Source organism: Pilosibacter fragilis (genome assembly GCF_032490495.1).
Lineage (GTDB): Bacteria > Bacillota > Clostridia > Lachnospirales > Lachnospiraceae > Pilosibacter > Pilosibacter fragilis.
The window spans coordinates 23,258-49,318 of the sequence record NZ_JAVYJB010000001.1 but is presented as its reverse complement, the minus strand read 5'-3'; the positions used below and the strand labels follow the sequence as shown (position 1 = coordinate 49,318).

18 protein-coding genes and 1 riboswitch are annotated in these 26,061 nt (G+C 49.7%); of the genes, 17 read left to right on the top strand and 1 reads right to left on the bottom strand.

All coding sequences use genetic code 11. The features are described 5' to 3' along the window. The first annotated feature begins 213 nt into the window (after positions 1–213). Positions 214–975, top strand: a complete 762-nt coding sequence (locus ABCW45_RS00205) for a creatininase family protein (protein ID WP_117470286.1) — start codon at positions 214–216, stop codon at positions 973–975. A 145-nt stretch (positions 976–1,120) separates the two neighbouring features. Here ABCW45_RS00205 and ABCW45_RS00200 read toward each other — a convergent pair whose 3' ends face one another. Beyond that, complete coding sequence (locus ABCW45_RS00200; RefSeq protein ID WP_343219935.1) at positions 1,121–3,220, bottom strand: glutamine synthetase III family protein; 2,100 nt, start codon at positions 3,218–3,220, stop codon at positions 1,121–1,123. An 837-nt stretch (positions 3,221–4,057) separates the two neighbouring features. On the opposite strand from ABCW45_RS00200, the gene pyrG reads away from it, so the two are divergent. The 16 genes from pyrG to ABCW45_RS00120 all read left to right on the top strand — a co-directional run bounded on the left by pyrG (position 4,058) and on the right by ABCW45_RS00120 (position 25,881). Then, complete coding sequence (gene pyrG, locus ABCW45_RS00195) at positions 4,058–5,806, top strand: CTP synthase (protein WP_117470284.1); 1,749 nt, start codon at positions 4,058–4,060, stop codon at positions 5,804–5,806. 415 nt (positions 5,807–6,221) lie between these two features. Beyond that, positions 6,222–7,436: an LL-diaminopimelate aminotransferase gene (locus tag ABCW45_RS00190; RefSeq protein WP_343219934.1), complete on the top strand. Its 1,215-nt coding sequence runs from the start codon at positions 6,222–6,224 to the stop codon at positions 7,434–7,436. A gap of 385 nt (positions 7,437–7,821) precedes the next feature. Beyond that, positions 7,822–9,153 carry an aspartate--tRNA(Asn) ligase gene (gene aspS / locus ABCW45_RS00185; protein ID WP_343219933.1) on the top strand — a complete coding sequence of 444 codons (1,332 nt, stop codon included), beginning with the start codon at positions 7,822–7,824 and terminating at the stop codon, positions 9,151–9,153. Between the two features lie 25 nt (positions 9,154–9,178). Continuing rightward, a complete protein-coding gene (gatC, locus tag ABCW45_RS00180) occupies positions 9,179–9,472 on the top strand; it encodes an Asp-tRNA(Asn)/Glu-tRNA(Gln) amidotransferase subunit GatC (RefSeq protein WP_021905050.1) in 294 nt (97 codons plus the stop codon). A gap of 12 nt (positions 9,473–9,484) precedes the next feature. Then, positions 9,485–10,957, top strand: a complete 1,473-nt coding sequence (gatA, locus tag ABCW45_RS00175) for an Asp-tRNA(Asn)/Glu-tRNA(Gln) amidotransferase subunit GatA (protein ID WP_343219932.1) — start codon at positions 9,485–9,487, stop codon at positions 10,955–10,957. Continuing rightward, positions 10,957–12,390 (top strand): Asp-tRNA(Asn)/Glu-tRNA(Gln) amidotransferase subunit GatB, encoded by a 1,434-nt coding sequence (gene gatB, locus ABCW45_RS00170; protein WP_343219931.1) that lies wholly within the window; start codon positions 10,957–10,959, stop codon positions 12,388–12,390. Before gatA ends, gatB begins: the two co-directional genes overlap by 1 nt. A 372-nt stretch (positions 12,391–12,762) precedes the next feature. Continuing rightward, complete coding sequence (plsX, locus tag ABCW45_RS00165; protein WP_117470279.1) at positions 12,763–13,773, top strand: phosphate acyltransferase PlsX; 1,011 nt, start codon at positions 12,763–12,765, stop codon at positions 13,771–13,773. Positions 13,774–13,869: 96 nt separating this feature from the next. Then, positions 13,870–14,100, top strand: a complete 231-nt coding sequence (gene acpP / locus ABCW45_RS00160) for an acyl carrier protein (RefSeq protein ID WP_015554516.1) — start codon at positions 13,870–13,872, stop codon at positions 14,098–14,100. 55 nt (positions 14,101–14,155) lie between these two features. Further along, positions 14,156–14,836, top strand: coding sequence for a ribonuclease III (rnc, locus tag ABCW45_RS00155; protein ID WP_343219930.1), 681 nt, complete (start codon positions 14,156–14,158; stop codon positions 14,834–14,836). Between the two features lie 41 nt (positions 14,837–14,877). Continuing rightward, complete coding sequence (smc, locus tag ABCW45_RS00150; protein WP_343219929.1) at positions 14,878–18,435, top strand: chromosome segregation protein SMC; 3,558 nt, start codon at positions 14,878–14,880, stop codon at positions 18,433–18,435. A gap of 11 nt (positions 18,436–18,446) precedes the next feature. Then, positions 18,447–19,382 (top strand): signal recognition particle-docking protein FtsY, encoded by a 936-nt coding sequence (gene ftsY, locus ABCW45_RS00145; protein ID WP_021905056.1) that lies wholly within the window; start codon positions 18,447–18,449, stop codon positions 19,380–19,382. 100 nt (positions 19,383–19,482) lie between these two features. After that, entirely contained in the window at positions 19,483–20,715 is a 1,233-nt protein-coding gene (gene ilvA / locus ABCW45_RS00140; RefSeq protein WP_015554520.1) for a threonine ammonia-lyase, read from the top strand. An 88-nt stretch (positions 20,716–20,803) separates the two neighbouring features. Further along, complete coding sequence (locus tag ABCW45_RS00135; protein ID WP_117470276.1) at positions 20,804–22,054, top strand: chloride channel protein; 1,251 nt, start codon at positions 20,804–20,806, stop codon at positions 22,052–22,054. 166 nt (positions 22,055–22,220) lie between these two features. Next, positions 22,221–22,416, top strand: a riboswitch (cobalamin riboswitch). Positions 22,417–22,472: 56 nt separating this feature from the next. Continuing rightward, positions 22,473–23,498 (top strand): sirohydrochlorin cobaltochelatase, encoded by a 1,026-nt coding sequence (locus ABCW45_RS00130; protein WP_117470275.1) that lies wholly within the window; start codon positions 22,473–22,475, stop codon positions 23,496–23,498. Positions 23,499–23,634: 136 nt separating this feature from the next. Continuing rightward, entirely contained in the window at positions 23,635–24,576 is a 942-nt protein-coding gene (locus tag ABCW45_RS00125) for a hypothetical protein (protein WP_117504324.1), read from the top strand. A gap of 6 nt (positions 24,577–24,582) precedes the next feature. Further along, positions 24,583–25,881 (top strand): ABC transporter substrate-binding protein, encoded by a 1,299-nt coding sequence (locus ABCW45_RS00120; RefSeq protein WP_343219928.1) that lies wholly within the window; start codon positions 24,583–24,585, stop codon positions 25,879–25,881. Positions 25,882–26,061: the final 180 nt, after the last annotated feature.

Here is a 26,061-nt window from a genome sequence, read left to right as displayed (position 1 = left end):
TCAGACATTACGAAATTGGGATGTCAATGGAAAGATATCAATAAAAATGTTGAAGGATTCATTATGGACGCAAATGGTTACTACAGCTTGGATAAGGTTAAGGTTGCACAGTAATTAACGGCAACACAGTAATTGATGAATGTCGGGCTGTCTGGTTTTCGGATCGTCCGATTTTTCAGCAGATAATAATTATTATGTGAAAGGAAAGAAACTATGAGACTTGAAAATTTGACTTGGCCGAAAGCACAGGAATATTTTGAAAAAAATGATATGGTACTTATATCTATCGGCAGTATTGAGTGTCACGGTCGTCACATGCCGCTTGGAACCGATACACTGATTCCAAATCATTTGTTGGAGAAAATCGAGAAGAAGAGTGATGTTTTGATTGCTCCGACCATTCCATATGGTTCCAGCCCAGGTTTAGCTCCGTATCCTGGTTCAATTGATATTGACAGCGAGGTACTCTATCAGTTTTGCCGTCAGGTTTTCCTGAGTCTGTATCGTCACGGCGCAAGAAAATTCGTTTTTCTGAACGGACATGGCGGTAACATCAAGATGATTCAGCGCCTTGGCATGGAATTCGAGGATAAAGGCTGCCTGGTTGCTATGCTTAACTGGTGGCTGATGGCATGGGATATGAACCCAGCATGGAAAGGCGGTCACGGCGGCGGTGAGGAAACAGCTGCGATTCTTGGAATTGATCCGTCTTTAGTTGACAAGAGTGAGATAGGTGGTGAACTCCAGTTTAAGCACCTGTCTGATAATCTGAAGACAACTGGTTTTCGTTCTGTTGAGTATAAGGGAGTTACCGTTGAGATTCCCCGCAAAACTCCGCATGTTACAGACAACGGATGGATTGGACCGGATCATCCGAGTACCGCTACAGAAGAGTGGGGCAAGGAAATGCTCGAGACCACAGCAAACTATATTGTTGATTTCATGGAAGAGTTCAAGAAAGTTAAACTTTCATAAAGCAATGCCAGAGTGGATAAGAACGTGACGCTGAAAATGATTGCAGCAATTTTAAATGCAAATGGCGCATAGTAAAATATGATACGAAAAGACCGCCGGTCCAGATTTCTCTGGTAACCGGCGGTCTTCCCTATGAGCAAAACAATTAAATGTAGAAGAGCAATGCATCGTATGTCGGATACGGGAGATAATCCTCCGGGATCAGGACTTCCGCATCGTTGACAGCCAGACGGATCGTTTCCATCTCGGCAAGGATCGTGTCATGGTAGTAAGTACCAGCCTTTAAGTAGTCATCCATGCCTTCCGCGGTACCGATCATATCCTTTAAGGTATCAAGCTCATCAGAGATCGTATCTGCGAGTCCGGAGAGCTTTGTGATCAGCTTTTCTTCCGCCTTTGTTGTAATGCCAGGAACAAGCTCTTTCTTGGTGCTGCCTGTGCATGCGAGATCATTTACATAGGAGAACAGAGACGGAAGAAAGTCTTTCTGTACCATTTCCTCCATAGTCTTAGCCTCGATATGGATCGTTTTTGCGTAATCCTCAAGAAGGATCTCGTAACGGGAGAAGAGTTCTTCTTTTGTCAATACATGATGCTTTGTGAAAAGCTCGATGTTCTTTTCGGCAATTAAATGCGGAAGAGCTTCCGGCGTCGATTTCAGGTTCGGGAGTCCGCGTTTCTTGGCTTCCGCTAACCACTCATCGGTATAGCCGTTGCCGTTGAAAATGATCCTTGCATGGTCTGTGAAGGTATCCTTTAAAAGCTTGTGGATCGCCAAATCAAGCTCTGAGCCGGTAAGCCCATCTAAGACCTTGCAGAAGCCTGCGAGAGACTCTGCAACTGCTGTATTTAAGATCACGTTCGGACCTGACAGGGAGAGAGAGGAGCCCGGCATACGGAACTCAAACTTATTTCCTGTGAAGGCGAACGGTGATGTACGGTTACGGTCTGTGTTATCTTTTGTGAAGTGCGGGAGAACCTTCGGGCCGATGGACATCTGAACGGCACCCTTTCCTTCAAAATATGTTTCGGATTTAATGGAATCGGCAACAGCTTCCAGCTCTTCACCTAAAAACATGGAAACGACGGCAGGCGGTGCCTCGTTTGCTCCGAGACGGTGATCGTTTCCGGCTGTTGCAACAGAGATTCTTAAAAGATCCGCATAATCATCAACAGCTTCCACAACGGCTGCTAAGAACAGTAAGAACTGTGTGTTTTCTGCCGGTGTCTTTCCCGGATTCAGAAGGTTTTCGCCGGTATCCGTGGAGAGTGCCCAGTTGTTGTGTTTTCCGCTTCCGTTGATGCCCTCGAACGGTTTCTCATGGAGCAGGCACGCAAGGTCATGGCGGTCAGCAACCTTCTTCATCAATTCCATCACAAGCTGGTTGTGGTCAACAGCAACATTGACGCTTTCAAAGACAGGAGCAAGCTCATGCTGTGCAGGAGCAACCTCGTTGTGTTCTGTCTTTGCCGGGATTCCAAGCTTCCAGAGTTCTTCGTTTAATTCTTCCATGAAGGCTTCCACTCTCGGCTTGATGGAACCAAAGTAGTGGTCATCCATTTCCTGTCCCTTCGGAGCCGGAGCGCCGAATAAGGTACGTCTGCAGAAGATCAGGTCTTTTCTTAAACGGTAGCACTCTTTGTCTACCAGGAAATATTCCTGCTCAGCGCCTACCGTAGTGTTGACGCGTTTGACATCTGTTTTTCCTAAAATGTGGAGTAAGTGGGTAGCTTCTTTGCTGACAGCTTCCATGGAGCGGAGCAGCGGAGTCTTTTTATCGAGTGCCTCGCCGCTGTAAGAACAAAAGGCAGTTGGGATACAGAGCGTATGTCCCTTGATGAATGCGAAAGAGGTAGGATCCCATGCGGTATAGCCGCGGGCTTCGAAGGTAGCGCGTAAACCGCCTGACGGGAAGCTGGACGCGTCCGGCTCACCTTTTACGAGTTCTTTTCCGGAAAATTCCATGATTGCTTCGCCGACACCGGTCGGAGAGAGAAAACTGTCATGCTTCTCAGCGGTGATGCCTGTCATCGGCTGGAACCAGTGGGTGAAATGGGTAGCGCCATGCTCCAGAGCCCATTCTTTCATGGCAACAGCTACAGAGTTTGCGACATCCAGTTCCAGATGGGAACCGCTGTTGATGGTCTTTGCAAGTGCTTTGTAGATATCCTTCGGGAGACGTGCTTTCATTTCGGAGTCGTTGAATACAAGACTTCCATACAGTTCAGGAATGCTTTTGCTCATAGATGTTTCTCCTTTCAACTCCGCTGGGGAACTTCTTTGCTCCCATATGCGGGAAATTATACTTGATTTGCTGCCTGTTCCGGGGTGGGGAACAGACAGTAGTCACTTTACGGATCGATATTTAAGTATAGGGGGGTATGGGGAAGATCCGTAAAATGCGAGAAGGGCACCGGGGTGTATGTTTCATGCACCCAAGCGCCCTTGCTCTTATGGTGGTATAATATACTCGTTTTTCAGGATTTGTCAACACATTTTTTTGAATCTTTTTTTGATCACAGACAGCGTTCCTATTATTAAACATTTTTCTGTTTCGGATGGTCTTACAGTTGTTCTGCCGTTTCAAGGAGTCAAAACAGTTTTAAACAATTCTATGTCAGGACATAAGAATCGTCTTTTCAGGCTGCGGATCCCGTATGGAAGGAATTGGATGAAAAAACTTTAACAAACTGCGAAAAAACTACTTTACAAATTTGAAAAAATGGAATATAGTAGTTCCATATTTTTTTAGCGCAGTCAATACCTATGAGCAATTAATCCTGCGTAAAAATAAGTTTCATAGTGATGGAATGAATTAGACAAAGGTGTCAGAGTCTTAGTACTTCTGTCACCTTTTTTTACTTGAAAGCGTTGTCAAGCGGTTAGACATTCTGCGTGCCTGCATGCAGTGAAGAATAGGCATTTGACGACCAAGCCGGTATGGTAAGCAGGGCGATAGCCCGGATTACGAATGCTGGCGGTAGCTGCGGGAGTGCCGAAGCCACGGAGCAGCTGGCTTTCAGCATTATATGAAACTACAGTTTCCCCACATTAACAGTAATATAAATTTGGAGGTAAGGTATGGCAGTTAAATACGTATTCGTCACGGGAGGCGTTGTCTCCGGACTCGGCAAAGGTATTACCGCCGCATCCCTTGGACGTCTCTTAAAGGCAAGAGGTTATCAGGTAACGATGCAGAAGTTCGATCCTTATATCAATATTGATCCGGGTACCATGAATCCGATCCAGCATGGAGAAGTGTTCGTCACAGACGATGGAACAGAGACCGACCTGGACCTTGGACATTATGAACGCTTCATTGATGAGAGCCTTGATAAGAACTCCAACGTAACCACCGGAAAGATCTACTGGACCGTTCTTCAAAAAGAGCGTCACGGAGACTTCGGCGGAGGTACCGTACAGGTGATCCCACACATCACAAACGAGATCAAAGCAAGATTTTACCGCGCGAAATCCCCGGATGAGGACCGCATCGCGATCATTGAGGTCGGCGGTACCGTCGGCGATATCGAGAGCCAGCCGTTCTTAGAGGCGATCCGTCAGTTCCGCCACGAGATCGGATACCAGAACTCAGTTCTGATCCATGTAACGCTTGTTCCATATTTAAAGGCATCCGGCGAATTAAAGACAAAACCGACCCAGCAGAGTGTTAAAGCCCTTCAGGGAATGGGAATCTTCCCGGATGTGATCGTATGCCGTACTGAGGTTCCGCTTGAGGATGGCATTGAGAGCAAGATCGCATTATTCTGCAACGTCCCGGAGGATCATGTGCTCCAGAACCTGGATGTTGAATATTTATACGAAGCTCCACTTGCAATGGAAAAAGAGCGCCTGGCCCAGGTCGTATGTGAGTGCCTGAACATTCCGTGCCCGGAGCCGCAGCTCGGCGATTGGAAACAGATGGTGGACGCGTTAAAGAATCCGACGAGCGAAGTGACCATCGCCCTGGTAGGAAAATATATCCAGCTTCATGACGCATACCTCAGCGTTATGGAGGCATTAAAGCACGGAGGCATCGCAAACCGCACAAAGGTATCCATCAAGTGGGTGGATTCCGAGTTCTTAACTCCGGAGATCCTCGATGACACCTTTGCCGGTGTGGACGGAATCATTATTCCGGGCGGTTTTGGTTCCAGAGGAACCGAGGGAATGATCCTGGCAGCCAACTATGCGAGAGAGAACAAGATCCCATTCCTCGGAATCTGCCTCGGCATGCAGATGGCCATGGTCGCATTTGCGAGAAATGTTCTGGGATATGAGGATGCAAACAGCTCCGAGCTGAATCCGGATACAACACATCCGGTGGTTGATCTGATGCCGGATCAGAACGGCATTGAGAACCTTGGCGGAACCTTACGTCTTGGTTCCTATCCGTGTGTTCTCGACAAAAAGTCCAAGGCATATGCCCTTTATGGAACAGAATTGATCAATGAGCGTCACAGACACCGCTTTGAGATCAACAACCATTACCGCGATGATTTTACATCCCATGGCATGATGATCTCCGGTCAGTCCCCGGACGGTCATATCGTTGAGATGATCGAGCTCCCGGATCACCCGTTTTATGTGGGAATTCAGGCTCATCCAGAATTAAAATCAAGACCGAACCATGCACATCCGCTTTTCGCAGGCTTTGTTGAAAGTGCGGAGGAGCAGGGCGTACTCAGACGTGCAAAGAAGCTTCTCATGAAGAGAAATCATCTTTCCGAGCCGGAAGCGCACCGCTATCTCCAGAAGACCAGCATGGACACAGGAAGAACCATGACGGAGAGCGCCCATATGGTCACCATGCTGATCCATGAAGATTAATGTTTATCCCCGCCGTGTGCGGAGAGCCAAGCTGGACCTGCAAGTCGGTAATCATCCGGCACTTTACCTGGTTATTGCAAAAAAAATTGTTACAGTTCAGTCATTATAGCTTCTTGTTTTCATATTCATGAAAACAAGAAGCTTGGTGGTTCCACCATATGCTGATTTGGATGAAAAAGTGCTTATGCAAGCAAGCTTGCAACACACTTTCTCATTCAAACCAGCGCATGGCTGAACTGTAACAAAAAGTTAAAGTATTTGCCGGATTTTTACTGCAGTTTTTGCATATGTGTGGTATATTTACATATAAAAGTGGTGCAAAGCGACTAACCGGATAGCGTGCCTGCACGCAGAGCCGGCTAGGCATTTGGCAACCAGACCCCACATGCATTTACAGAAAGAGAGGATTTGAGACATGTTTAAAGTCAATGAAAATTTTGCCAAGCTGCCGGGCAGCTATCTCTTCGCAAATATCGCAAAGAGAGTATCCGCATTCCAGGCAGAGCACCCGGAGAAGGAGATCATCCGTCTCGGAATCGGTGATGTGACACAGCCGATCGCTCCTGCGATCATTGAAGCGATGCACAAAGCTGTCGATGAGATGGGACATGCTGAGACTTTCCACGGCTACGCTCCGGAGCAGGGCTATGACTTTTTGAGAAATATTATTGCAAAAGAGGATTTTCAGGAGAAAGGATGCGACATCTCTGCTGACGAGATTTTCATATCCGACGGTGCAAAGTGCGACTGCGGAAATATCCAGGAATTATTCTCCTTAGACAGCGTTATCGCTGTATGCGACCCGGTATACCCGGTATACGTGGATTCCAATGTTATGGCAGGCCGCAGCGGTCTTTACAACGGTGAGACAGGTCGTTTCGACAAGATCGTGTATATGCCGTGTACTGCTGACAACGGATTTCTTCCGGAGTTTCCGAAGGAGCATGTAGACTTGATCTATCTCTGCTTCCCGAATAACCCGACCGGTGAGGCGATCAAGAAGGCAGATCTCCAGGCATGGGTGGATTTCGCGAACAAGAACGGCGCTGTCATCATCTATGACGCTGCTTACGAGGCATATATCACAGAGGCAGGCATCCCGCACTCCATCTATGAATGTGAGGGCGCTAAGACATGTGCGATCGAACTGCGCAGCTTCTCCAAGAAAGCAGGCTTTACCGGCATGCGTCTCGGATTTGCTGTAATTCCAAAGGACTTAAAGAGCGGTGATGTAAGCTTAAACGCTATGTGGATGCGCCGTCAGGGTTCCAAGTACAACGGAACTCCGTATATCATCCAACGCGCAGGTGAGGCTGTGTACTCTCCGGAAGGAAAGGTGCAGGTCGCTGAGCAGATCGCGCGCTACATGAAGAACGCGAAGACGATCTACACAGGCTTGAAGGACGCAGGTTTTACCGTATATGGCGGCGTAAACTCCCCGTATATCTGGTTAAAGACTCCGAACGACATGAAGTCCTGGGATTTCTTTGATTATCTGTTAAACAATGCCGGTATCGTGGGCACTCCTGGTGCAGGATTTGGTCCGTCCGGAGAGGGATATTTCCGGATCACTGCATTCGGAACTTACGAAAATTCTTTAAAAGCACTTGACAGAATCAAAAATCTCTGATAAAACATAAAACATCAAAAAGATATCAAACAAAGGCGTTGAAGGAAACTCCCTTTCGAAAGACTTTACAGAGAACCGTGTGACAGCTGAGAGCATGGAAGAAACGAGAAAGGCGGGAACGCTCCGGAGCCGGCTGCTCGAAGATCGGATACGATGGTAGGACAGCACGCAAGCCGCACGTTACGCGGCCGAGTCGTTAGGATGATGGTCCGACAGCGAAAGCGGCGACTCATGAGTGGCATGGAAATGCAATGCGGGTGGTACCGCGGGTGATATAGATCCCGTCCCGGAGAACTTTTAAAAGCAAAAGTCTCCGGGGCGGGATTTTTGTTGTTCAAGCTAAAAGACCTCAAATTTTACCCCACAAATTTAGGAGGAACAGATTATGGAGTTTGTAACAGGATTAGAAGACAGAAAAGTAAAAACTCTTGAAGAATTGGAAAGAGAAGAGTCCGTTGGTACCGAAGTTACTGTTGAAGGCATGGTACACAGCATCCGCGATATGGGAGAAATCTCCTTTGTGATCTTAAGAAGCCGCGATGGTCTCTTACAGACCGTGATCCAGGCAGGATCCGAAAAGGAAGTCCTCTCCGAGATCCGTGAAGGTCAGGCAGTCCGCGTGACTGGAACTGTTTTCAAGGAAGAGCGTGCACCCCACGGAATTGAGATCCATCTTGCCGATGCAAGGATCCTTTCAAAACCGGAAGAGCCGATGCCAATTGCCATCGACAAGTGGAAACTTCCCACATCCCTGGAGGCAAACTTAAACCGCCGTGCCATCGCATTGAGGAACGTCCGTGAGCGCGCGAAATTCCGCATCCAGGAAGGTATCTGCCGCGGCTTCCGCGAGTTTATGACAAGCCAGGGATTCACCGAGATCCATACCCCGAAGATCGGTGCGAAATCCGCAGAGGGCGGCGCGAACCTCTTTAAACTCCAGTACTTCCACAGACCGGCAGTCCTGGCACAGAGCCCGCAGTTCTACAAACAGATGATGGTCGGCGTGTTCGACAGAGTCTTTGAGACCGGCCCGGTGTTCCGTGCAGAGAAGCACAACACAAAGAGACATTTAAACGAGTACACAAGCCTTGATTTCGAGATGGGATTCATCGACAGCTTCATGGATATCTGCAAGATGGAGACAGCGATGCTGCAGTATGTGGTAGAACTTCTGAAGAAAGACTACGCGAAGGAGGTCACCCTGTTAAAGATCGAACTTCCGAACGTGGAAAAAATCCCATTCGTCCGCTTCGATGAAGCGAAACGGCTGATCGCCGAAAAGTATGACAGGCAGATCAGAAGCCCGCACGACTTAGAGCCGGAGGAAGAGGCGCTGATCGGCGAGTACTTCAAATCTGAGTACGGTGCAGATTTCGTTTTCGTTACCCATTATCCGTCAAAGAAACGTCCGTTCTACGCAATGGACGATCCGGAGAACAAGGAATTCACCTTAAGCTTTGACCTTTTATTCCGTGGCCTTGAAATTACCACAGGCGGCCAGCGAATCCATGATTACGAGATGCTCTTAAAGAAGATCGATGAGAAAGGCATGGACACCGAGGGGATGGAAGATTATCTTGACTGCTTCAAATACGGAATGCCGCCTCACGGTGGTCTCGGGATCGGCCTTGAGCGTCTGACCATGAAGATGATCGGCGAGGACAATGTCCGCGAGGCGTGCCTGTTCCCAAGAGACATGACAAGATTAAAACCGTGATGATATAGAGAAAGGATTTAAGATTATGGCAGAGATGATCACCGATAAGACGATGGATGAGATCGAGATCCTGGCAAAGCTTCACCTGACAGAAGAGGAGAAAGAAAAATCAAGACAGGATCTTCAGCAGATGCTTGATTATGTTGATATGCTGAATCAATTAGATACCTCCGATGTGGAGCCGCTGACCCACATCTTCCCGATCAAGAACGTGTTCCGCGAGGACGTTGTTCTTGAGAGTACCCCGAAGGAAGAACTATTGAAGAATGCGCCGAAGGAAAAGGACGGACAGTTCCTTGTTCCAAAGACCATCGGTTAGGAGGAGACGGATATGAAAATACTGGAACTTTCCGCCACAGAGCTGGCAAAGAAGATAAAAGCAGGCGAGATCACCTCAGAGGAGGCCGCAAAGGCATCCCTGGCGCAGATTGCCAAGGAAGATCAGAAGATCCGCGCGTACCTCACCGTGGATGAGGAGAAGGTCTTAGCACGGGCAAAGGAAGTGGACGATGGAATCCGCTCCGGAAAATACACAGGCCCGTTGGCAGGTGTCCCGATTGCAGTGAAAGATAATATCTGCACAAAAGGCATGAAGACTACATGTGCTTCAAAGATCCTTGAAAACTTTGTCCCGTTCTACGATGCGACGGCGGTCACAAGAATCACAGATGCCGGCATGGTGATCCTCGGAAAGACAAACATGGATGAGTTCGCCATGGGAAGTACCACCGAAACTTCCGCATTCGCGGTTACAAAGAACCCGTGGGATACAGAACATGTTCCGGGCGGTTCCTCTGGCGGTTCCTGTGCGGCGGTCGCAGCCGGTGAGTGTTTCGCGGCTCTCGGCTCTGACACCGGCGGATCCATCCGTCAGCCAAGCTCCTACTGCGGCGTTACCGGAATCAAGCCGACATACGGAACGGTTTCCCGTTTTGGTCTTGTGGCTTACGCGTCCTCCCTGGACCAGATCGGACCGATTGGCAAGAATGCAGCCGACTGTGCAGCCCTTCTTGAGACCATCACAAGCCATGACGAGAGGGACAGCACCTCCATGGAGAGAAATGACACGGATTTCACTTCCTCCATCGGAAAGGGCATACGCGGCATGAAGATCGGTATCCCGAAAGAGTATCTGTCGGACGGACTTGACGATGATGTCAGAGCAGCCGTCGAGCAGTGTGCAGCCTACTTAAAGGAGTGCGGGGCAGAGGTAGAATACTTTGACCTCGGTCTTATGGAATACACGATTCCGGCATATTACGTGATCGCGGCTGCGGAGGCAAGCTCCAACTTAGAGCGTTTCGACGGTGTCAAGTACGGCTACCGTGCGAAAGCATACGAAGGTCTCCACGACATGTACAAGCGTTCCAGATCCGAGGGATTCGGACCGGAGGTCAAGAGAAGAATTATGCTCGGTTCCTTCGTTTTAAGCTCCGGATATTATGACGCATATTACCTGAAAGCGTTAAAAGTACGCGCCCTGATCAAGAAAGCATTTGATGAAGCATTTGCAAAGTATGACATCATCTTAGGACCGGCAGCCCCGACGGCAGCTCCAAAGATCGGAACTTCTTTAAGCGATCCGATGAAGATGTATTTAAGCGATATTTATACGGTTGCCGTAAACCTTGCAGGTCTTCCAGGGCTCACCGTTCCGTGCAGCATGAACGAAAAGGGACTACCGATCGGTGTCCAGCTTCTCGGTGACTGCTTCAGAGAAAAGACCCTGTTTGCCGCAGCATCCGCCATCGAGAATGTCCGCGGTGGATGGACACTTCCATTTGCCAGAAAGGAGACCTTATAATGAAACAGTATGAAACCGTCATCGGTCTTGAGGTCCATGTGGAGTTAGCCACAAAGACTAAAATTTTCTGCGGATGCAAAACAGATTTCGGCGCTGAACCGAACACCCATGTGTGCCCGATCTGTACGGGTATGCCGGGATCTCTTCCTATATTAAATAAGCAGGTCGTGGAGTTCGCGCTTCGTGCGGGTCTTGCGTTAAACTGCCAGATCAACCAGTTCTGCAAGTTCGACCGTAAGAACTACTTCTACCCGGATAACCCACAGAACTACCAGATCTCCCAGTTGTACCTTCCGATCTGCCACGACGGTTATGTGGAGCTTGAGACATCAGCAGGAACAAAACGCATCGGCATTCATGAGATTCATATGGAGGAGGATGCCGGAAAGCTGGTTCATGACGAGTGGACCGACAGTTCCCTGGTCGATTACAACCGAAGCGGTGTTCCACTGATTGAGATCGTATCCGAACCGGATATGAGAAGCACCGACGAGGTCATCCAGTACTTAGAGCATCTTCAGTCCACGATGCAGTACCTCGGCGTTTCCGACTGCCGTCTCCAGGAAGGTTCCATGCGTGCCGACGTGAACCTTTCTGTCCGAGAGATTGGAAGCCCGGTACTTGGAACGAGAACTGAGATGAAGAACTTAAACTCCTTCAAGGCCATTGCCCATGCCATTGAGGGAGAAAGAGAGCGCCAGATAGAGCTTCTCGAGGATGGACGTGCTGTTGTCCAGGAGACACGCCGCTGGGATGACAACAAGGAAGCTTCCCATGTGATGCGTTCCAAGGAAGATGCGAAGGACTACCGTTATTTCCCGGACCCGGATCTTCCGCCGATCGATATCTCCGACGCGTGGATCGCTTCCATCCGTGCAGCTCAGCCGGAGTTAAAGAAAGCAAAATCCAGGAGATACCAGACTGAATACGGGCTGAACGCTTACGATGCAGATATCCTCACAGGAGATAAGGCGTTAGCTGAACTCTTCGAGAACACCATCAAGGCAGGGGCAGCACCGAAGAAGGCGGCGAACTGGCTGACCGGAGAGACCCTTCGTTTGTTAAAAGAGAAGGAATCAGAGGCATCGAAGATCACCTTCACAGCAGAGCATCTGGCATCCCTTATCGCACTCCTTGAGAAGAGCGTCATCAACAACCAGACTGCAAAGGATGTGTTTGCCGTCATGTTTGAGTCCGATGTGGATCCGGCAACTTATGTTGAGAAACATGGACTAAAGATGGAGAGCGATTCCGGACTTCTGGAGGAGACCGTGAAGAAGATCCTGGACGCAAACCCGAAAGCTGTGGGCGAGTTAAAAGAAGGAAAAGACAAAGTCATCGGATTCCTCATGGGACAGGTCATGAAGGAGATGAAAGGAAAAGCAAACCCGTCACAGGTGAGCGGGATGATCCATAAACTTGTGCAGGAGTAGAATGCGAAGAAGTCGTTTAAACGGATATGCATGCCTCGTAAGGAACCAGTTAAGGGCAGGTCTGATAAGTGGTATGGGCATATATAATTAGAAAAAGTCATGATGATCGGATCTAAATCTTAGACTGATCGTCATGACTTTTTATCTGTTTCTTCCATATATAAGGTATTTTCTTCCAAAAACCTGTCATTCCCTGTTCATGAAAACTGCATGAAAAAGGTATTGATTTTATGAAAGGTATTTAGTATATTAATTACTATAAAAGTCCCGGAGAGCGGCAATGTGTTTTTATGCCGTTCGATGGGATGATCCGTGTTATGGAAATATTTATCAAGACTTTTCTGCGCACGGACAGGAATTGGAGAGAAAAACATGATAAAAATTGCAGTAGACGCCATGGGTGGGGACAACGCCCCTGGTGAGATCGTAAAAGGTGCTGTCGATGCGGTCACAGAACGAAATGACATTACCGTCTGTTTAACTGGACAGAAAGATGCCATCGAGAAAGAGCTCTCAAAATTCACCTATAAAAAAGAGCAGATCGAGATCGTTGACGCCCCGGAAGTGATCGAAACGGGAGAACCGCCGGTCAACGCAATCCGTAAGAAAAAGAATTCTTCCCTCGTGGTCGGTCTGAACCTCGTGAAAAACGGGGAAGCGGACGGCTTTGTATCCGCCGGAAGCTCTGGAGCCGTTCTCGTCGGCGGACAGGTCATCGTCGGCCGTGTCAAGGGTGTGGAACGCCCGCCGCTAGCACCGCTTATCCCTACGGAAAAGGGTGTCTCTCTTCTGATCGATTGCGGCGCAAACGTTGATGCGAGACCTTCCCACCTGGTACAGTTTGCCCAGATGGGTTCCCTCTATATGAAATATGTGATGGGAATCGAGAATCCGCGTGTGGCGATCGTCAATATCGGTGTGGAAGAAGAAAAGGGAAATGCCCTTGTAAAAGAGACATTCCCGCTCTTAAAAGAGTGCAAAAATATTAACTTCATCGGAAGTATCGAAGCCCGTGAGATCCCCCACGGCGGCGCGGATGTGATCGTCTGCGAGGCCTTTGTGGGAAATGTGATCTTAAAGCTCTACGAGGGCGTGGGCGCGACGATGATGACGATGGTGAAGAAGGGCCTGATGAGCGATCTCAGAAGCAAGATCGGTGCGCTTCTCATCAAACCGGCTTTAAAAACTACGTTAAAGAGCTTCGACGCGAGCCAGTACGGCGGCGCACCGCTCTTAGGCTTAAAAGGACTTGTCGTGAAGACCCACGGAAGTTCCAAGGCAAAAGAGGTAAAGAACTCAATTATCCAGTGTATCTCCTTTAAGGAGAATGAGATTTCTGATAAAATAAAAGAGTGTCTTGCCCCGGAAGAGACAGAAGCATAACCGTTTGGTCGGGTGTTATCTGCGCTGCAGACCGAACCGTTACACATTATAAAATCAAGTCTAAATTATTAAGCAAAATAGGAGAGGATGGAAATTATGGAGTTTGAAAAATTACAGCAGATCATCGCAGAGGTTCTTAATATCGATCCGGAGGAGATCACAATGAACACTACATTCGTTGACGATCTTGGCGCAGATTCCCTGGATGTATTCCAGATCATCATGGGTATCGAGGAAGAGTTCGACATCGAGATCCCGACTGAGGAAGCTGAGAAGATCGCAAGTGTCGGCGATGCTGTTGAGGCAATCAAAAACGCATTAAATTAATCGCAGGAAAAGGTGTCTCTTTACAGGGACACCTTCTTTTAAAGAAAGGTTAATCATGAAAGAAAAACTTGAAAAACTTCAGGAAGTGATCGGTTACCAGTTCCGGGATCCAGGACTTCTGACTCACGCCCTGACCCACAGTTCCTACGCAAATGAAAAGCACTGGGATAAGACGCGCTGCAATGAGCGTCTGGAATTCCTTGGCGATGCTGTGCTCGAGGTGATCTCCAGCGATTTCCTGTTCCACACATACGAGTCTATGCCGGAGGGCGAGATGACGAAACTCCGTGCCAGCCTTGTCTGTGAGCCGACGTTGGCTTACTGCGCGGATGTGATCCCGCTTGGCGACTATCTGCTTCTCGGAAAAGGCGAGGATCTGACCGGTGGAAGAAAGCGTCCGTCTGTTGTTTCCGACGCGATGGAGGCGGTCATTGGCGCGATTTATCTGGATGGTGGTCTTGCTAATGCAAAAGAGTTCATCCATCGTTTTATTCTGAATGATATTGAACATAAACAGCTCTTTTACGATAGCAAAACTATCCTGCAGGAAATGGTTCAGGCAAAGTACAAAGAAACGCTTGTCTATGAACTTCTCAAGGAAGAGGGACCGGATCACAACAAGTCCTTTGAGGTCTGCGTAAAAATCGGGGACGAGGAGATCGGAAGAGGTCTCGGACGGACAAAGAAAGCGGCGGAACAGGTTGCCGCCTACCACGGAATCTGTAAGATCCAGTAAGGCACAGATCACGTAGTTTTAAGAAATAGGAAAATTAACGCATGTATTTAAAGAGTATCGAAGTCCAGGGGTTCAAATCCTTTGCCAATAAGATCGTATTTGAATTCCACAACGGAATTACCGGCATCGTTGGTCCGAATGGAAGCGGAAAGAGCAATGTTGCCGATGCAGTCCGCTGGGTGCTCGGTGAGCAGAAAGTAAAACAGCTCAGAAGTTCCTCCATGCAGGATGTGATCTTCTCCGGTACGGAGATGAGAAAGCCCCAGGGATTTGCCTATGTAGCTATCACCCTGGATAATTCCGACCACCAGCTTGCCATCGATTACGACGAGGTCACGGTCTCCAGACGGATCTACCGCTCCGGTGAAAGTGAATATCTCTTAAACGGCAGTGCCTGCCGCTTAAAGGATATCAATGAGCTTTTCTATGATACAGGTATCGGTAAAGAGGGCTATTCCATCATCGGACAGGGCCAGATCGATAAGATCTTAAGCGGACGCCCTGAGGACCGTCGCGAGCTGTTCGATGAGGCAGCCGGAATCGTAAAGTTTAAGAGAAGAAAGGCCATCGCCCAGAAGAAACTGGAGGATGAGAAACAGAATCTCGTCCGTGTATCGGATATCTTAAGTGAACTGGAAAAACAGGTAGGTCCTCTCGCAAAGCAGGCGGAGACGGCGAAGGAGTATTTAAGGCTCCGGGAAGAGTTAAAGCGTTACGATGTAAACCTCTTCCTTACCGACTTGAAGGCCATCGAAGATCAGAAACTGGAGCTCACAAGAAAAGAGCACACGGTAACCGGCGATATGGAGGAATCCAAAACCGCTGCAGAGGCTTTAAAAGAGGAGTATGACCGGATCTCCGAGACAGTCCGGCTGCTGGATGAAAAGATCTCCGAAAAGCAGAACGCCGCGAACGAAGCGAAGATGTCCGCGGGAAACTTAGAAGGTCAGATCAATGTCTTAAGGGAGCAGATCCATGCCGAGGAGTTAAACGCGGAGCACATTAAAAACAGGACTGCTGCCATCGACGAGGAATTATCCGCGAAAAATAAAGAGCAGGAAGCTATCAAAGAGGAGCGGGAAACCCTCGGAAATAAGATCCTGGAAGTACTGGAACATCTCTCTGGCGCAGAAGGTGCCTTAAAGATCTCCGCCACCCACGCCGACAGTCTCGAGCAGTCCATCGAGCAGTTAAAGGGCGCGCTGATCGCGGCTCTGAATGAAAGATCAGAGTTATCTGTAAAGAAACAGCGCTATGATACGATGCTGGAGCAGGTACAGGTTCGCAGATCCGAGGTTGCCCAGAAGCTCCTAAAGGTCAAGAGCGACGAGGAGAACTGGGATAACCAGATTGCAGAGCAGAACGAGCGCCTGACAGCCATCGACGCCGAGATTGAAAAACTTCTTTCCCAGGCAGAATCCCTGGAAGAGGAAGTAAAGACGGCAAACGAAGAGATCCGCCGTTTAAACAAAAACTTAAGCCACACGGAACAGGATTACCACACGGCCCACACAAAGCTGGAATCCTTAAGGAATCTGGCGGAGCGCTATGACGGCTATGGAAACAGCATCAAGCGCGTCATGGAGGTCCGTGACCGGGTAAAAGGCATCCATGGCGTTGTGGCGGACCTCATCGATGTTCCGAAGGAATATGAGATCGCCATCGAGACAGCTCTCGGAGGATCGATCCAGAACATCGTCACGGACTCCGAGCAGACCGCGAAGATCCTGATCGAACACTTGAAAAAGAACCGGTTTGGACGTGCCACATTTCTTCCGTTATCCGCGATCTCCGCGGGAAATGGATTTAACACACCGGGTGCCCTAAAAGAGCCTGGTGCCATCGGAATCGCCGCGGATCTCGTCCATGTGCAGCCGGAATACCAGACCCTGGCAAGATACCTTCTCGGTCGCGTCCTCGTGGTGGATCACATTGACAATGCCATCGCCATCGCGAGAAAATACCGCCACTCCATCCGCATCGTAACGCCGGAAGGAGATCTCTTAAATCCAGGCGGATCCATGAGCGGTGGTGCCTTTAAAAACTCCAGCAATCTTCTCGGAAGAAAGAGGGAGATGGAGGAATTAGAAGAGGCTTGTAAGAAAGCCCTGACTACCGTTGATAAGATCCAGGCGGAAACCGTATTCCAGGAAGGGATCTTCCAGGAAAAGAGCGGCGAACTGGAAAATGTAAAGAGTGACCTCCAGAAGAAATATCTGGAAGAAAATACGACAAAGATTGCGCTGAAACAGTTGGAGGGAAAGAAAGAGGAACTCTACGAGTCCTCCTCGGACATGAACCTGGAAAACCGTCAGCTGGAAGAGCAGATCCACGAACTGCGGGACAGCCTCGCTGCCATCGCAGAAGAGATAAAGAGTCTGGAACAGGAAAATACCGACCGGAACGCAAAGATCGAATCGGATTCCGCAGCTTTAGAGCAGGCGAAGGCAGACCGGGATAATGCATCCGCGGCTCTCTCAGAAGTCCAGCTGGAAGCTGCGAACTTAAAACAGCAGGATTCCTTCCTCGACCAGAATATCCATCGTCTCGAAGAGGAGAAGAACCGTCTTCTCACTGAAAAAATGTCCCTGCGGGACGGACACACGGATAGTAAAAACGAGGTGGAGAAGCGCCTCGCACAGATTGAAGAATTAAAGCAGAAGATTGAGAATGCCGGAAAAGACGCGGAAACCTACTACCAGGAGATGACTGCCGCGCAGGAAGAAAAAGCGGCAAAGAATGAGGCCCAGAAGGGTTTCTTTGAGAAGCGGGAAGCGCTCTCCGCGAGGATCTCCGACCTGGACAAAGAACTTTTCCGTCTCCAGAACCAGAGCGACAAACTGGCAGAACGACAGGATGCGCAGGTGGACTATATGTGGAATGAATATGGTCTCACATTCTCGACGGCGGAGCTCTTGAGAGACGGATCTCTTGACAATGTGGCGGACATGAAACGACAGATCGCTGAGCGGAAAAACGCGATCCGAGGTCTCGGAAATGTCAACGTCAACGCCATCGAGGACTACAAGGAAATTTCTGAGCGCTACGAGTTTATGAAGACCCAGCATGATGATCTTATTACGGCACAGGATGCCCTCTATAAGATCATCGAGGAGCTGGATATCGGAATGCGGAAGCAGTTCACGGAAAAATTTGCCATGATCCGGGCGGAATTTGACAAGGTATTCCGGGAACTCTTCGGAGGCGGACACGGAAGTCTGGAGCTCATCGAGGATGAAGATATCCTGGAGGCAGGAATCCAGATCATTTCCCAGCCGCCGGGAAAGAAGCTCCAGAACATGATGCAGATGTCCGGCGGAGAAAAGGCACTGACGGCCATCGCTCTGCTTTTCGCGATCCAGAACTTAAAACCGTCCCCGTTCTGTCTCTTAGATGAGATTGAGGCGGCCCTGGACGATTCCAATGTGGACCGCTACGCAAAATATCTGCATAAACTGACAAAACATACCCAGTTCATCGTCATCACACACCGGAGAGGCACCATGGTCGCCGCTGACCGTCTCTACGGAATCACGATGCAGGAGAAAGGCGTATCCACGCTTGTCTCCGTGAACCTGATTGAAAATGATTTAAAATAGGGAGGATTCGTATGGAAGAGAAGAAAAAAGGCTTTTTCTCGCGCCTCGTCGAAGGTCTCACAAAGACCAGAGAAAACATTGTGTCCGGAATGGATTCCATCTTTTCCGGCTTCTCCGCGATCGATGACGATTTCTATGAGGAGCTTGAGGAGACCCTGATCATGGGCGATATGGGGATCCAGACCACCATGGCGGTCATCGAGGACCTCAAGAAGAACGTAAAAGAACAGCATATCAAGGACCCGGAGCAGTGCCGGGAAGCCCTGATCGCCAGCATCCGCAGCAAGATGGACCTCGGTGAGAACGCATATGAATTCGAACACCGAAAATCTGTTGTTCTTGTCATCGGTGTCAACGGTGTCGGAAAGACCACATCCATCGGAAAGCTTGCGGACCAGTTAAAGGCAGAGGGAAAGAAAGTCGTCCTCGCCGCAGCTGATACCTTCCGTGCTGCAGCCATCGACCAGCTTGCCGAGTGGGCGAACCGCGCGGGCGTGGAGCTGATCGCCCAGAAAGAGGGATCCGATCCTGCTGCCGTGATCTACGACGCCATCTCCGCAGCAAAATCCAGAAATGCGGATGTGCTGATCTGCGATACGGCGGGAAGACTTCACAATAAGAAAAACCTCATGGAGGAGCTTAAGAAGATCAACCGCATCATCGATAAAGAATACCCGGAAGCTTACCGTGAGACTCTCGTAGTCCTCGACGGAACCACAGGACAGAACGCCCTGGTACAGGCCCGCCAGTTTATGGAAGCAGCTGATATCACCGGCATCATCCTCACAAAGCTTGACGGAACCGCAAAGGGCGGCATCGCCGTTGCGATCCAGTCCGAGCTCGGCATCCCGGTAAAATATGTGGGAGTCGGAGAGAAGATCGATGACTTACAGAAATTCAATTCCGAGGACTTTGTGAAGGCCCTGTTCGCGAAGCAGCCGGAATAACCCGAAAAATATGCCCTGTCAGATGCCTGCGTCAGACGCGGCTGTCCACGGCATTATACAGTAAATGACAGCGTAAGCTGTAACAATAAGGAGAATACAAATGGAAATGCAGGAACTCAGCCTCGAAAAATTTGAAGAAGCTTCCGAGATCGTAAAGAAAGTGACACAGGAGACAAAGCTGATCTACAGCGAATATTTCTCTGAGCGTTACGGAAACAAGATCTATTTTAAACCGGAGAACATGCAGCGTACCGGTGCTTACAAGGTACGCGGCGCTTACTATAAGATCAGCCAGCTCACACCGGAAGAGCGCTCCCGCGGTCTGATCACAGCATCTGCCGGAAACCATGCACAGGGCGTCGCTTACGCCGCAAAGCTTGCAGGCGTTAAGGCGACAGTCGTTATGCCGGTATCCACACCGCTCATCAAGGTAAACCGCACGAAATCCTACGGTGCTGAAGTTGTCCTTTACGGAAATGTCTTCGATGAGGCATGCGCCCACGCTTATGAGCTCGCTGATGAGCACGGATATACCTTTGTTCACCCGTTCAATGACTTAGAGGTGGCTACCGGTCAGGGCAGCATCGCCATGGAGATCATCAAGGAGCTCCCGACCGTAGACTATATCCTCGTTCCGGTTGGCGGCGGCGGACTCTGCACAGGCGTTTCCACCCTGGCAAAGCTCTTAAACCCGAAGATCAAGGTCATCGCCGTTGAACCGGCAGGAGCTGCCTGCTTAAAGGCATCCTTAGAGGCAGGAGAGGTGACAACGGTATCAAAGATCAATACCATCGCCGACGGTACCGCGGTACAGACACCTGGTGACAAGCTGTTCCCGTACCTTCAGGCAAACGTGGATCATGTGATCACCGTGGACGACTCTGAACTGACACTATCCTTCCTCGATATGGCCGAGAATCACAAGATGATCGTCGAGAACTCCGGACTTTTAACTGTAGCGGCCTTAAAGCATCTTGACTTTAAGGGTAAGAAAGTCGTATCCGTATTGAGCGGTGGAAACATGGACGTTCTCACCATGGCTACCGTTGTCCAGAATGGACTGATGCAGAGAGACCGTATCTTCACCGTAAGCGTTATGCTTCCGGATAAGCCGGGTCAGCTGGCAGCTGTTTCCTCACTGATTGCAAAGGAGCAGGGCAACGTGATCAAGCTGGAGCACAACGTATTTGCCAACGTAAACCGTACCGCAGGCGTAGAGCTCACGATCACTCTCGAGTCCTTCGGAACCGAGCATAAGGATCAGATCATCAAGGCTTTAGAGGCAGCAGGCTACTGCCCGGTGATCACTAAGACGAACGGAATCTATATGTAATATTCATTTATTGCCAGATGTCCAGGCAGACCCGGGCAAGATATGCCTGGATATCTGGCAATTTGTTACTTAATAAAGGGGAAAATGTATGTACAGAAGCGAAACTAAGACAGCGCTTCATAAGAATATCCTGTATTTTATCCGTTGGACCGCGATCTCCATCGTGATGGGAACCGTCTGTGGCCTTATCGGAACGGCGTTTGGATACGGGGTCATCTATGCCCAGCGGCTGTTTAAGACCCACAGCTTTATGCTGTACCTGATGCCTGTGGCCGGCGTCCTGATCGTCCTGCTTCACCAGATGTTCCATGAGCTCGGAAACAGGGGAACGAACCTGATCTTAGAGTCCATCTCCTCGGACGAGCGGATCCCGATGGCAACACTGCCCTGTATCTTTATCTCGACGATCTTAAGCCAGGCTGTAGGTGCTTCCGCCGGAAAAGAGGGAGCGGCCTTACAGATCGGCGGATGCATCGGAAATTATTTCGGCGATGTGTTCCATATGGATGAGAGAGATAAGAAAGTCATGATCATGAGCGGCATGAGCGGCTGCTTTGGTGCGATCTTCGGGACGCCGCTTGCGGCAGCCATGTTCGGAATTGAGGTCATCAGCATTGGTGTCGCCTACTACGCGGCTCTCGTTCCCTGCGTATTTGCTTCCTTTATCGGGGCGCAGATTTCAGGAGCTCTCGGTCTTCACGGCGAATCCTTCCTGATCCTTCATATTCCGGAGTTTTCTCTTGTTCCGGCGCTCTACACCGTTGGTCTTGGTCTTACCTGCGCTCTTTTAAGTGTCTGCTTCTGCATCCTGCTCCATGAGACCCAGCATCTCTATAAGAATAAGATCGGGAATGTCTATGTGCGGATCCTTGTTGCGGCAGGACTTTCCATCGCGCTGGCACTTATCTTCGGACGGGATTACTGCGGAGCCGGATTCAACCTTGTAGAGAAAGCGGTTGACGGGGAATCAGCATATCTTGGATTTTTGTTGAAAATGATCTTCACGGCAGTCGCCCTGGGCGGCGGATTTAAAGGCGGAGAGATTGTTCCAACACTGGCGGTGGGATCTTCCTTCGGATGCACCTTCGGACTGCTCACAGGCTTCGAACCGTCCCTCTGTGCGGCAGCAGGAATGCTCGCTACCTTTGTCGGTGTCACAAACTGCCCGATCGCGACCATGTTCCTGGGATTCGAGCTATTTGGCTTTGAGGCAATGCCGTACTTTGCGGTGGCGGTCGCCATCAGCTTTACGCTGTCGGGATATTATGGTCTCTACAGCGGACAGAAGTTTACATACTCCAAGACGAAGGCGGAGTTTATTAACCGGAAGGCGCACTAAAGGTATCAGACCGTGCTTTAGCACATCAGCAGTCAGGTATTACGGAAATACTCCTTGGGTTTCAAGGTTTTTCCGTGATATCCGATTGCTTTTTTATTGCGGGGATGTTATGATAATCGTTACAGGTCCATATACATGCGGTGCTGTCATGAACCACCGGGCTGTTGTTTTATCCATATGCCCAGGCGTCATGAGAGTTAAAAGGGAAACAGGTCAAAAGCCTGCGCGAGCCCGTCACTGTAGATCCGGAGTACATGAGCATTGTCCGTCACAAACGGACAGTCACTGGCAGTTTCTGCCGGGAAGGCGTCTCATGCGCGATGATGGATGAGCCAGGAAACCTGCCGGATGTCTGCTGGGAGAAAAAAGAACCAGGCTGGGACCTGAAAATTCATTTTTCAAGCGAGGAGAAGAGTAAATGAGAAAAGCAAACCTTTATGCCGTTATGACAGCGGCAGCCGTATCCATGGCAATCCTTTCCGGATGCTCCGGAAGTCAGACAGCAGCAACAACTGCTGCAGAGACTACTACAGTCGCAGAGACAACCGCGGAGGAAACTACAGCAGAAGCGACAGAGGCTGAAGAAGAGGACGAAGAGAATTACGATACAGGAGATGCTTCCATGGATAACACAAGAAATCAGGATGAGATCGGCGAGAATGAGCTTCTCGTAGTAAGCTTTGGTACAAGCTATAATGACAGCCGCAGACTGACGGTCGGCGCCATCGAGAACGCCATCGAGACCGCATTCCCGGACTATTCCGTCAGAAGAGGCTTCACTAGCCAGATCATCATTGACCATGTAAAGAAAAGAGACAATGTTGCGATCGATAACGTGGCAGAGGCTTTAAACCGTGCCATCGACAACGGTGTCAAGAATCTTGTTGTACAGCCGACCCACCTTATGAACGGTCTTGAGTACACAGATCTTGTAAATGAGTTGGCAGAAAACTCCGACGCCTTCGAGCATGTTGCTGTCGGCGAGCCGCTTTTAACTTCCGACGATGATTTCAAGGCTGTGATCTCCGCGATCACAGACGCAACAAAGGAGTATGATGACGGCGAGACAGCGATCTGCTTCATGGGGCACGGCACAGAGGCCGATTCCAACGCTGTTTACCAGAAAATGCAGGATATGTTAAAGGAAGAGGGCTTTGACAACTACTATGTAGGTACTGTTGAGGCAACTCCGTCCTGTGAGGATGTTATTGCACAGGTAAAAGAGGGCTCCTACAAGAAGGTCGTTTTAGAGCCGCTTATGATCGTAGCTGGTGACCATGCGAACAACGATATGGCCGGTGACGATGACGATTCCTGGAAGAGCCAGTTTAAGGCTGCAGGTTATGAGGTTACCTGCCTTGTAAGAGGACTCGGTGAACTCGAGCCGATCCAGCAGCTCTTTGTGCAGCATGCCCAGGCTGCCATTGACAGTCTCGCAAAATAAGATAGCTCACTATGGGCGGTCGATGATTCGACCGCCTTTTTCTGATACAGGAATGTAGTGATGCTGACTTATCTGAAGCAGCCAGAATGCTGATAACAGGCACTGCACTGATAATTTGAAGGGAGAGAAAAATTTTATGCATAAATTGAAACAGTTTACATTTGCGCTCGCGGCGGTCTGCGCCCTGTCCACAGCATGCGGACAGCCCGGCACGACTGAGACAACATCTGCCTCTGCTGCAGAAACCAAGGCTGAAACTACGGTGGAGACGACTGCTGCCGTTGAATCAAAAGCCGCCGTTGCCTCCGGCAATGAGACCGCTGCGGAACAGACGATTGACACCGTGGGCCTCGTTCCGGTATCCGCAGCGGACCTGAAAAATGGAACTTACGATATTTCCGTAGAGTCCAGTTCCTCTATGTTTAAGATCATATCCTGTGCCCTGACCGTCCAGGACGGCGCGATGACCGCGAGAATGACTATGGGCGGAACCGGATATCTCTATGTCTACATGGGAACCGGCGAGGAGGCATCGAAGGTTCCGGAATCCGACCTGATCTCCTTTGAAGAGAATTCTGATGGGACCCACAGCTTTACGGTCCCGGTGGAGACATTAAATGAGGTGCTTCCGTGCACCGCGTTCAGCAAGAAGAAAGAGAAATGGTATGACAGAGAACTCGTCTTTGAGGCATCGGGAATTCCGGCAGATGCGTTTCTCAATACATCCTTAAAGACTGTGGAAGATCTCGGTCTTGCAGATGGAACCTATACTGTAGAAGCCGCTCTGACCGGCGGGTCCGGCCGTGCGTCTGTGGAATCCCCGGCGGTGGTCGAGGTAAAGGACGGAAAGGCAGAAGCGACGATCATCTGGAGCAGCTCCAACTACGACTATATGCGGGTGGACGAGGAGAAGTTTCTTCCGGTCAATACGGAGGGAAATTCCACCTTTGTGATCACGGTGACTGGTTTTGACAGCCCGCTGACTGTTTACGCCGACACGACGGCCATGAGCACTCCGCATGAGATCGAATACACGCTGACCTTTGATTCCAGCACGCTGGAAGAGCAGAAACAATAACACGGTATGGACAAGAACAGAATTCATTTATTCCGCAGAAGGCGGGAGACAGATAAGAGGTACAGGCGGTATGTCAGATGCCTCACCGTGATTCTTTTGAGTGTAGTCATGCTATGTGCTGGGTGCACCGGGAAAGACGCAGAGGGAAGCTCTGCCGGTGGCTCTGGGGAACAGACCGCTGCGGCAGACAGCCGGCAAAACGAAGCCGGCAGCAGCACTGAGGCAGCCCCAAAAACGGAGACAGCTGCTACAGCTTCCCGCAGCTGGAACAATATGTCCCCGGTAAGTTCCATGGATCTTCTCTATGCGGATCAGTTTTCCGTGGATTATTATGAGAATGACATCTCGCTCATCACCATCGGGGATACAGACCAGTTCCTTCTTCTGCCGGAAGGGATGTCCGCGCCGGCCGGACTGCCGGATTCCATCAAAATCCTCCAGAAACCGGTAAAAAATATCTATCTTGTGGCGACATCCGCTATGGATGATTTCATTCACCTGGACGCAATGGATTTGATTGCGCTCTCCGGCACAAAGGACACCGGATGGTATCTGCCGGAAGCAAAAACGGCAATGGAAGAGGGAAAAATTGCCTATGCAGGAAAGTACAGCGCTCCGGACTACGAGAAGATCTTAAGCAGTGACTGCGGTCTCGCCGTGGAGTCCACCATGATCTACCATACTCCCGAGGTAAAAGAACAGTTGGAACGCCTTGGGATCCCGGTTCTCGTGGAGCGGTCCAGCTATGAGGGCCATCCCCTGGGAAGAATGGAGTGGATCCGGCTCTACGGTGTCCTGACGGGAAAAGAGGCTGAGGCGGAACAGGTATTTCGCGAAAATATGAACGCTCTGTCCGATGTTCTCGACATGGAACCATCCGGAAAGACGGCCGCTTTTTTCTATGTGACGAATTCCGGCAGCGTCAATGTCAGGAAGAATGGGGACTATATCGCAAAAATGATCGCCCTGGCAGGCGGAACTTACATTCCCGGGAATGCCGGTTCTGATGAGAACGCACTTTCAACGATGAACATGGATTTTGAGTCCTTCTATGCCGCCGCGAAGGATGCGGATGTGCTGATCTACAACAGTACCATTGACGGGGAACTCACCGCGATCGATGAGCTTTGCGCAAAGAATCAGCTTTTTGCGGATTTCAAGGCAGTGAAAGAGGGCAATGTCTGGTGTACCGGAAAGAACATGTTCCAGGAGACCATGGGCCTGGGGAATATGATCCGGGATATGAACGCGGTGTTTGCCGACGATACCGAATATAGCTTTACATATCTTCATCAACTGAAGTGACACGCATGTGACAGCTGATCAACAGCACGGGATCGTCACTGCGTTGAATTCACACCTGCTGATGAGAACACGAAAAAGTTTAAATTATAGTAACTATTCAGTAGGTCTGCGCACTTGCTGCGCTGACCGTAAGAAAACATAGGCTGGAAGGCAAAAATCCCATCAGCGAAGCTGATCTGG

What these genes read in the sequence shown, in the direction of transcription:
- ABCW45_RS00205 (WP_117470286.1), top strand. Translation starts at nt 214, where the DNA reads ATGAGACTTGAAAATTTGACTTGGCCGAAAGCACAGGAATATTTTGAA.
- ABCW45_RS00200 (WP_343219935.1), bottom strand. Translation starts at nt 3,220, where the DNA reads ATGAGCAAAAGCATTCCTGAACTGTATGGAAGTCTTGTATTCAACGAC.
- pyrG (WP_117470284.1), top strand. Translation starts at nt 4,058, where the DNA reads ATGGCAGTTAAATACGTATTCGTCACGGGAGGCGTTGTCTCCGGACTC.
- ABCW45_RS00190 (WP_343219934.1), top strand. Translation starts at nt 6,222, where the DNA reads ATGTTTAAAGTCAATGAAAATTTTGCCAAGCTGCCGGGCAGCTATCTC.
- aspS (WP_343219933.1), top strand. Translation starts at nt 7,822, where the DNA reads ATGGAGTTTGTAACAGGATTAGAAGACAGAAAAGTAAAAACTCTTGAA.
- gatC (WP_021905050.1), top strand. Translation starts at nt 9,179, where the DNA reads ATGGCAGAGATGATCACCGATAAGACGATGGATGAGATCGAGATCCTG.
- gatA (WP_343219932.1), top strand. Translation starts at nt 9,485, where the DNA reads ATGAAAATACTGGAACTTTCCGCCACAGAGCTGGCAAAGAAGATAAAA.
- gatB (WP_343219931.1), top strand. Translation starts at nt 10,957, where the DNA reads ATGAAACAGTATGAAACCGTCATCGGTCTTGAGGTCCATGTGGAGTTA.
- plsX (WP_117470279.1), top strand. Translation starts at nt 12,763, where the DNA reads ATGATAAAAATTGCAGTAGACGCCATGGGTGGGGACAACGCCCCTGGT.
- acpP (WP_015554516.1), top strand. Translation starts at nt 13,870, where the DNA reads ATGGAGTTTGAAAAATTACAGCAGATCATCGCAGAGGTTCTTAATATC.
- rnc (WP_343219930.1), top strand. Translation starts at nt 14,156, where the DNA reads ATGAAAGAAAAACTTGAAAAACTTCAGGAAGTGATCGGTTACCAGTTC.
- smc (WP_343219929.1), top strand. Translation starts at nt 14,878, where the DNA reads ATGTATTTAAAGAGTATCGAAGTCCAGGGGTTCAAATCCTTTGCCAAT.
- ftsY (WP_021905056.1), top strand. Translation starts at nt 18,447, where the DNA reads ATGGAAGAGAAGAAAAAAGGCTTTTTCTCGCGCCTCGTCGAAGGTCTC.
- ilvA (WP_015554520.1), top strand. Translation starts at nt 19,483, where the DNA reads ATGGAAATGCAGGAACTCAGCCTCGAAAAATTTGAAGAAGCTTCCGAG.
- ABCW45_RS00135 (WP_117470276.1), top strand. Translation starts at nt 20,804, where the DNA reads ATGTACAGAAGCGAAACTAAGACAGCGCTTCATAAGAATATCCTGTAT.
- ABCW45_RS00130 (WP_117470275.1), top strand. Translation starts at nt 22,473, where the DNA reads ATGAGAAAAGCAAACCTTTATGCCGTTATGACAGCGGCAGCCGTATCC.
- ABCW45_RS00125 (WP_117504324.1), top strand. Translation starts at nt 23,635, where the DNA reads ATGCATAAATTGAAACAGTTTACATTTGCGCTCGCGGCGGTCTGCGCC.
- ABCW45_RS00120 (WP_343219928.1), top strand. Translation starts at nt 24,583, where the DNA reads ATGGACAAGAACAGAATTCATTTATTCCGCAGAAGGCGGGAGACAGAT.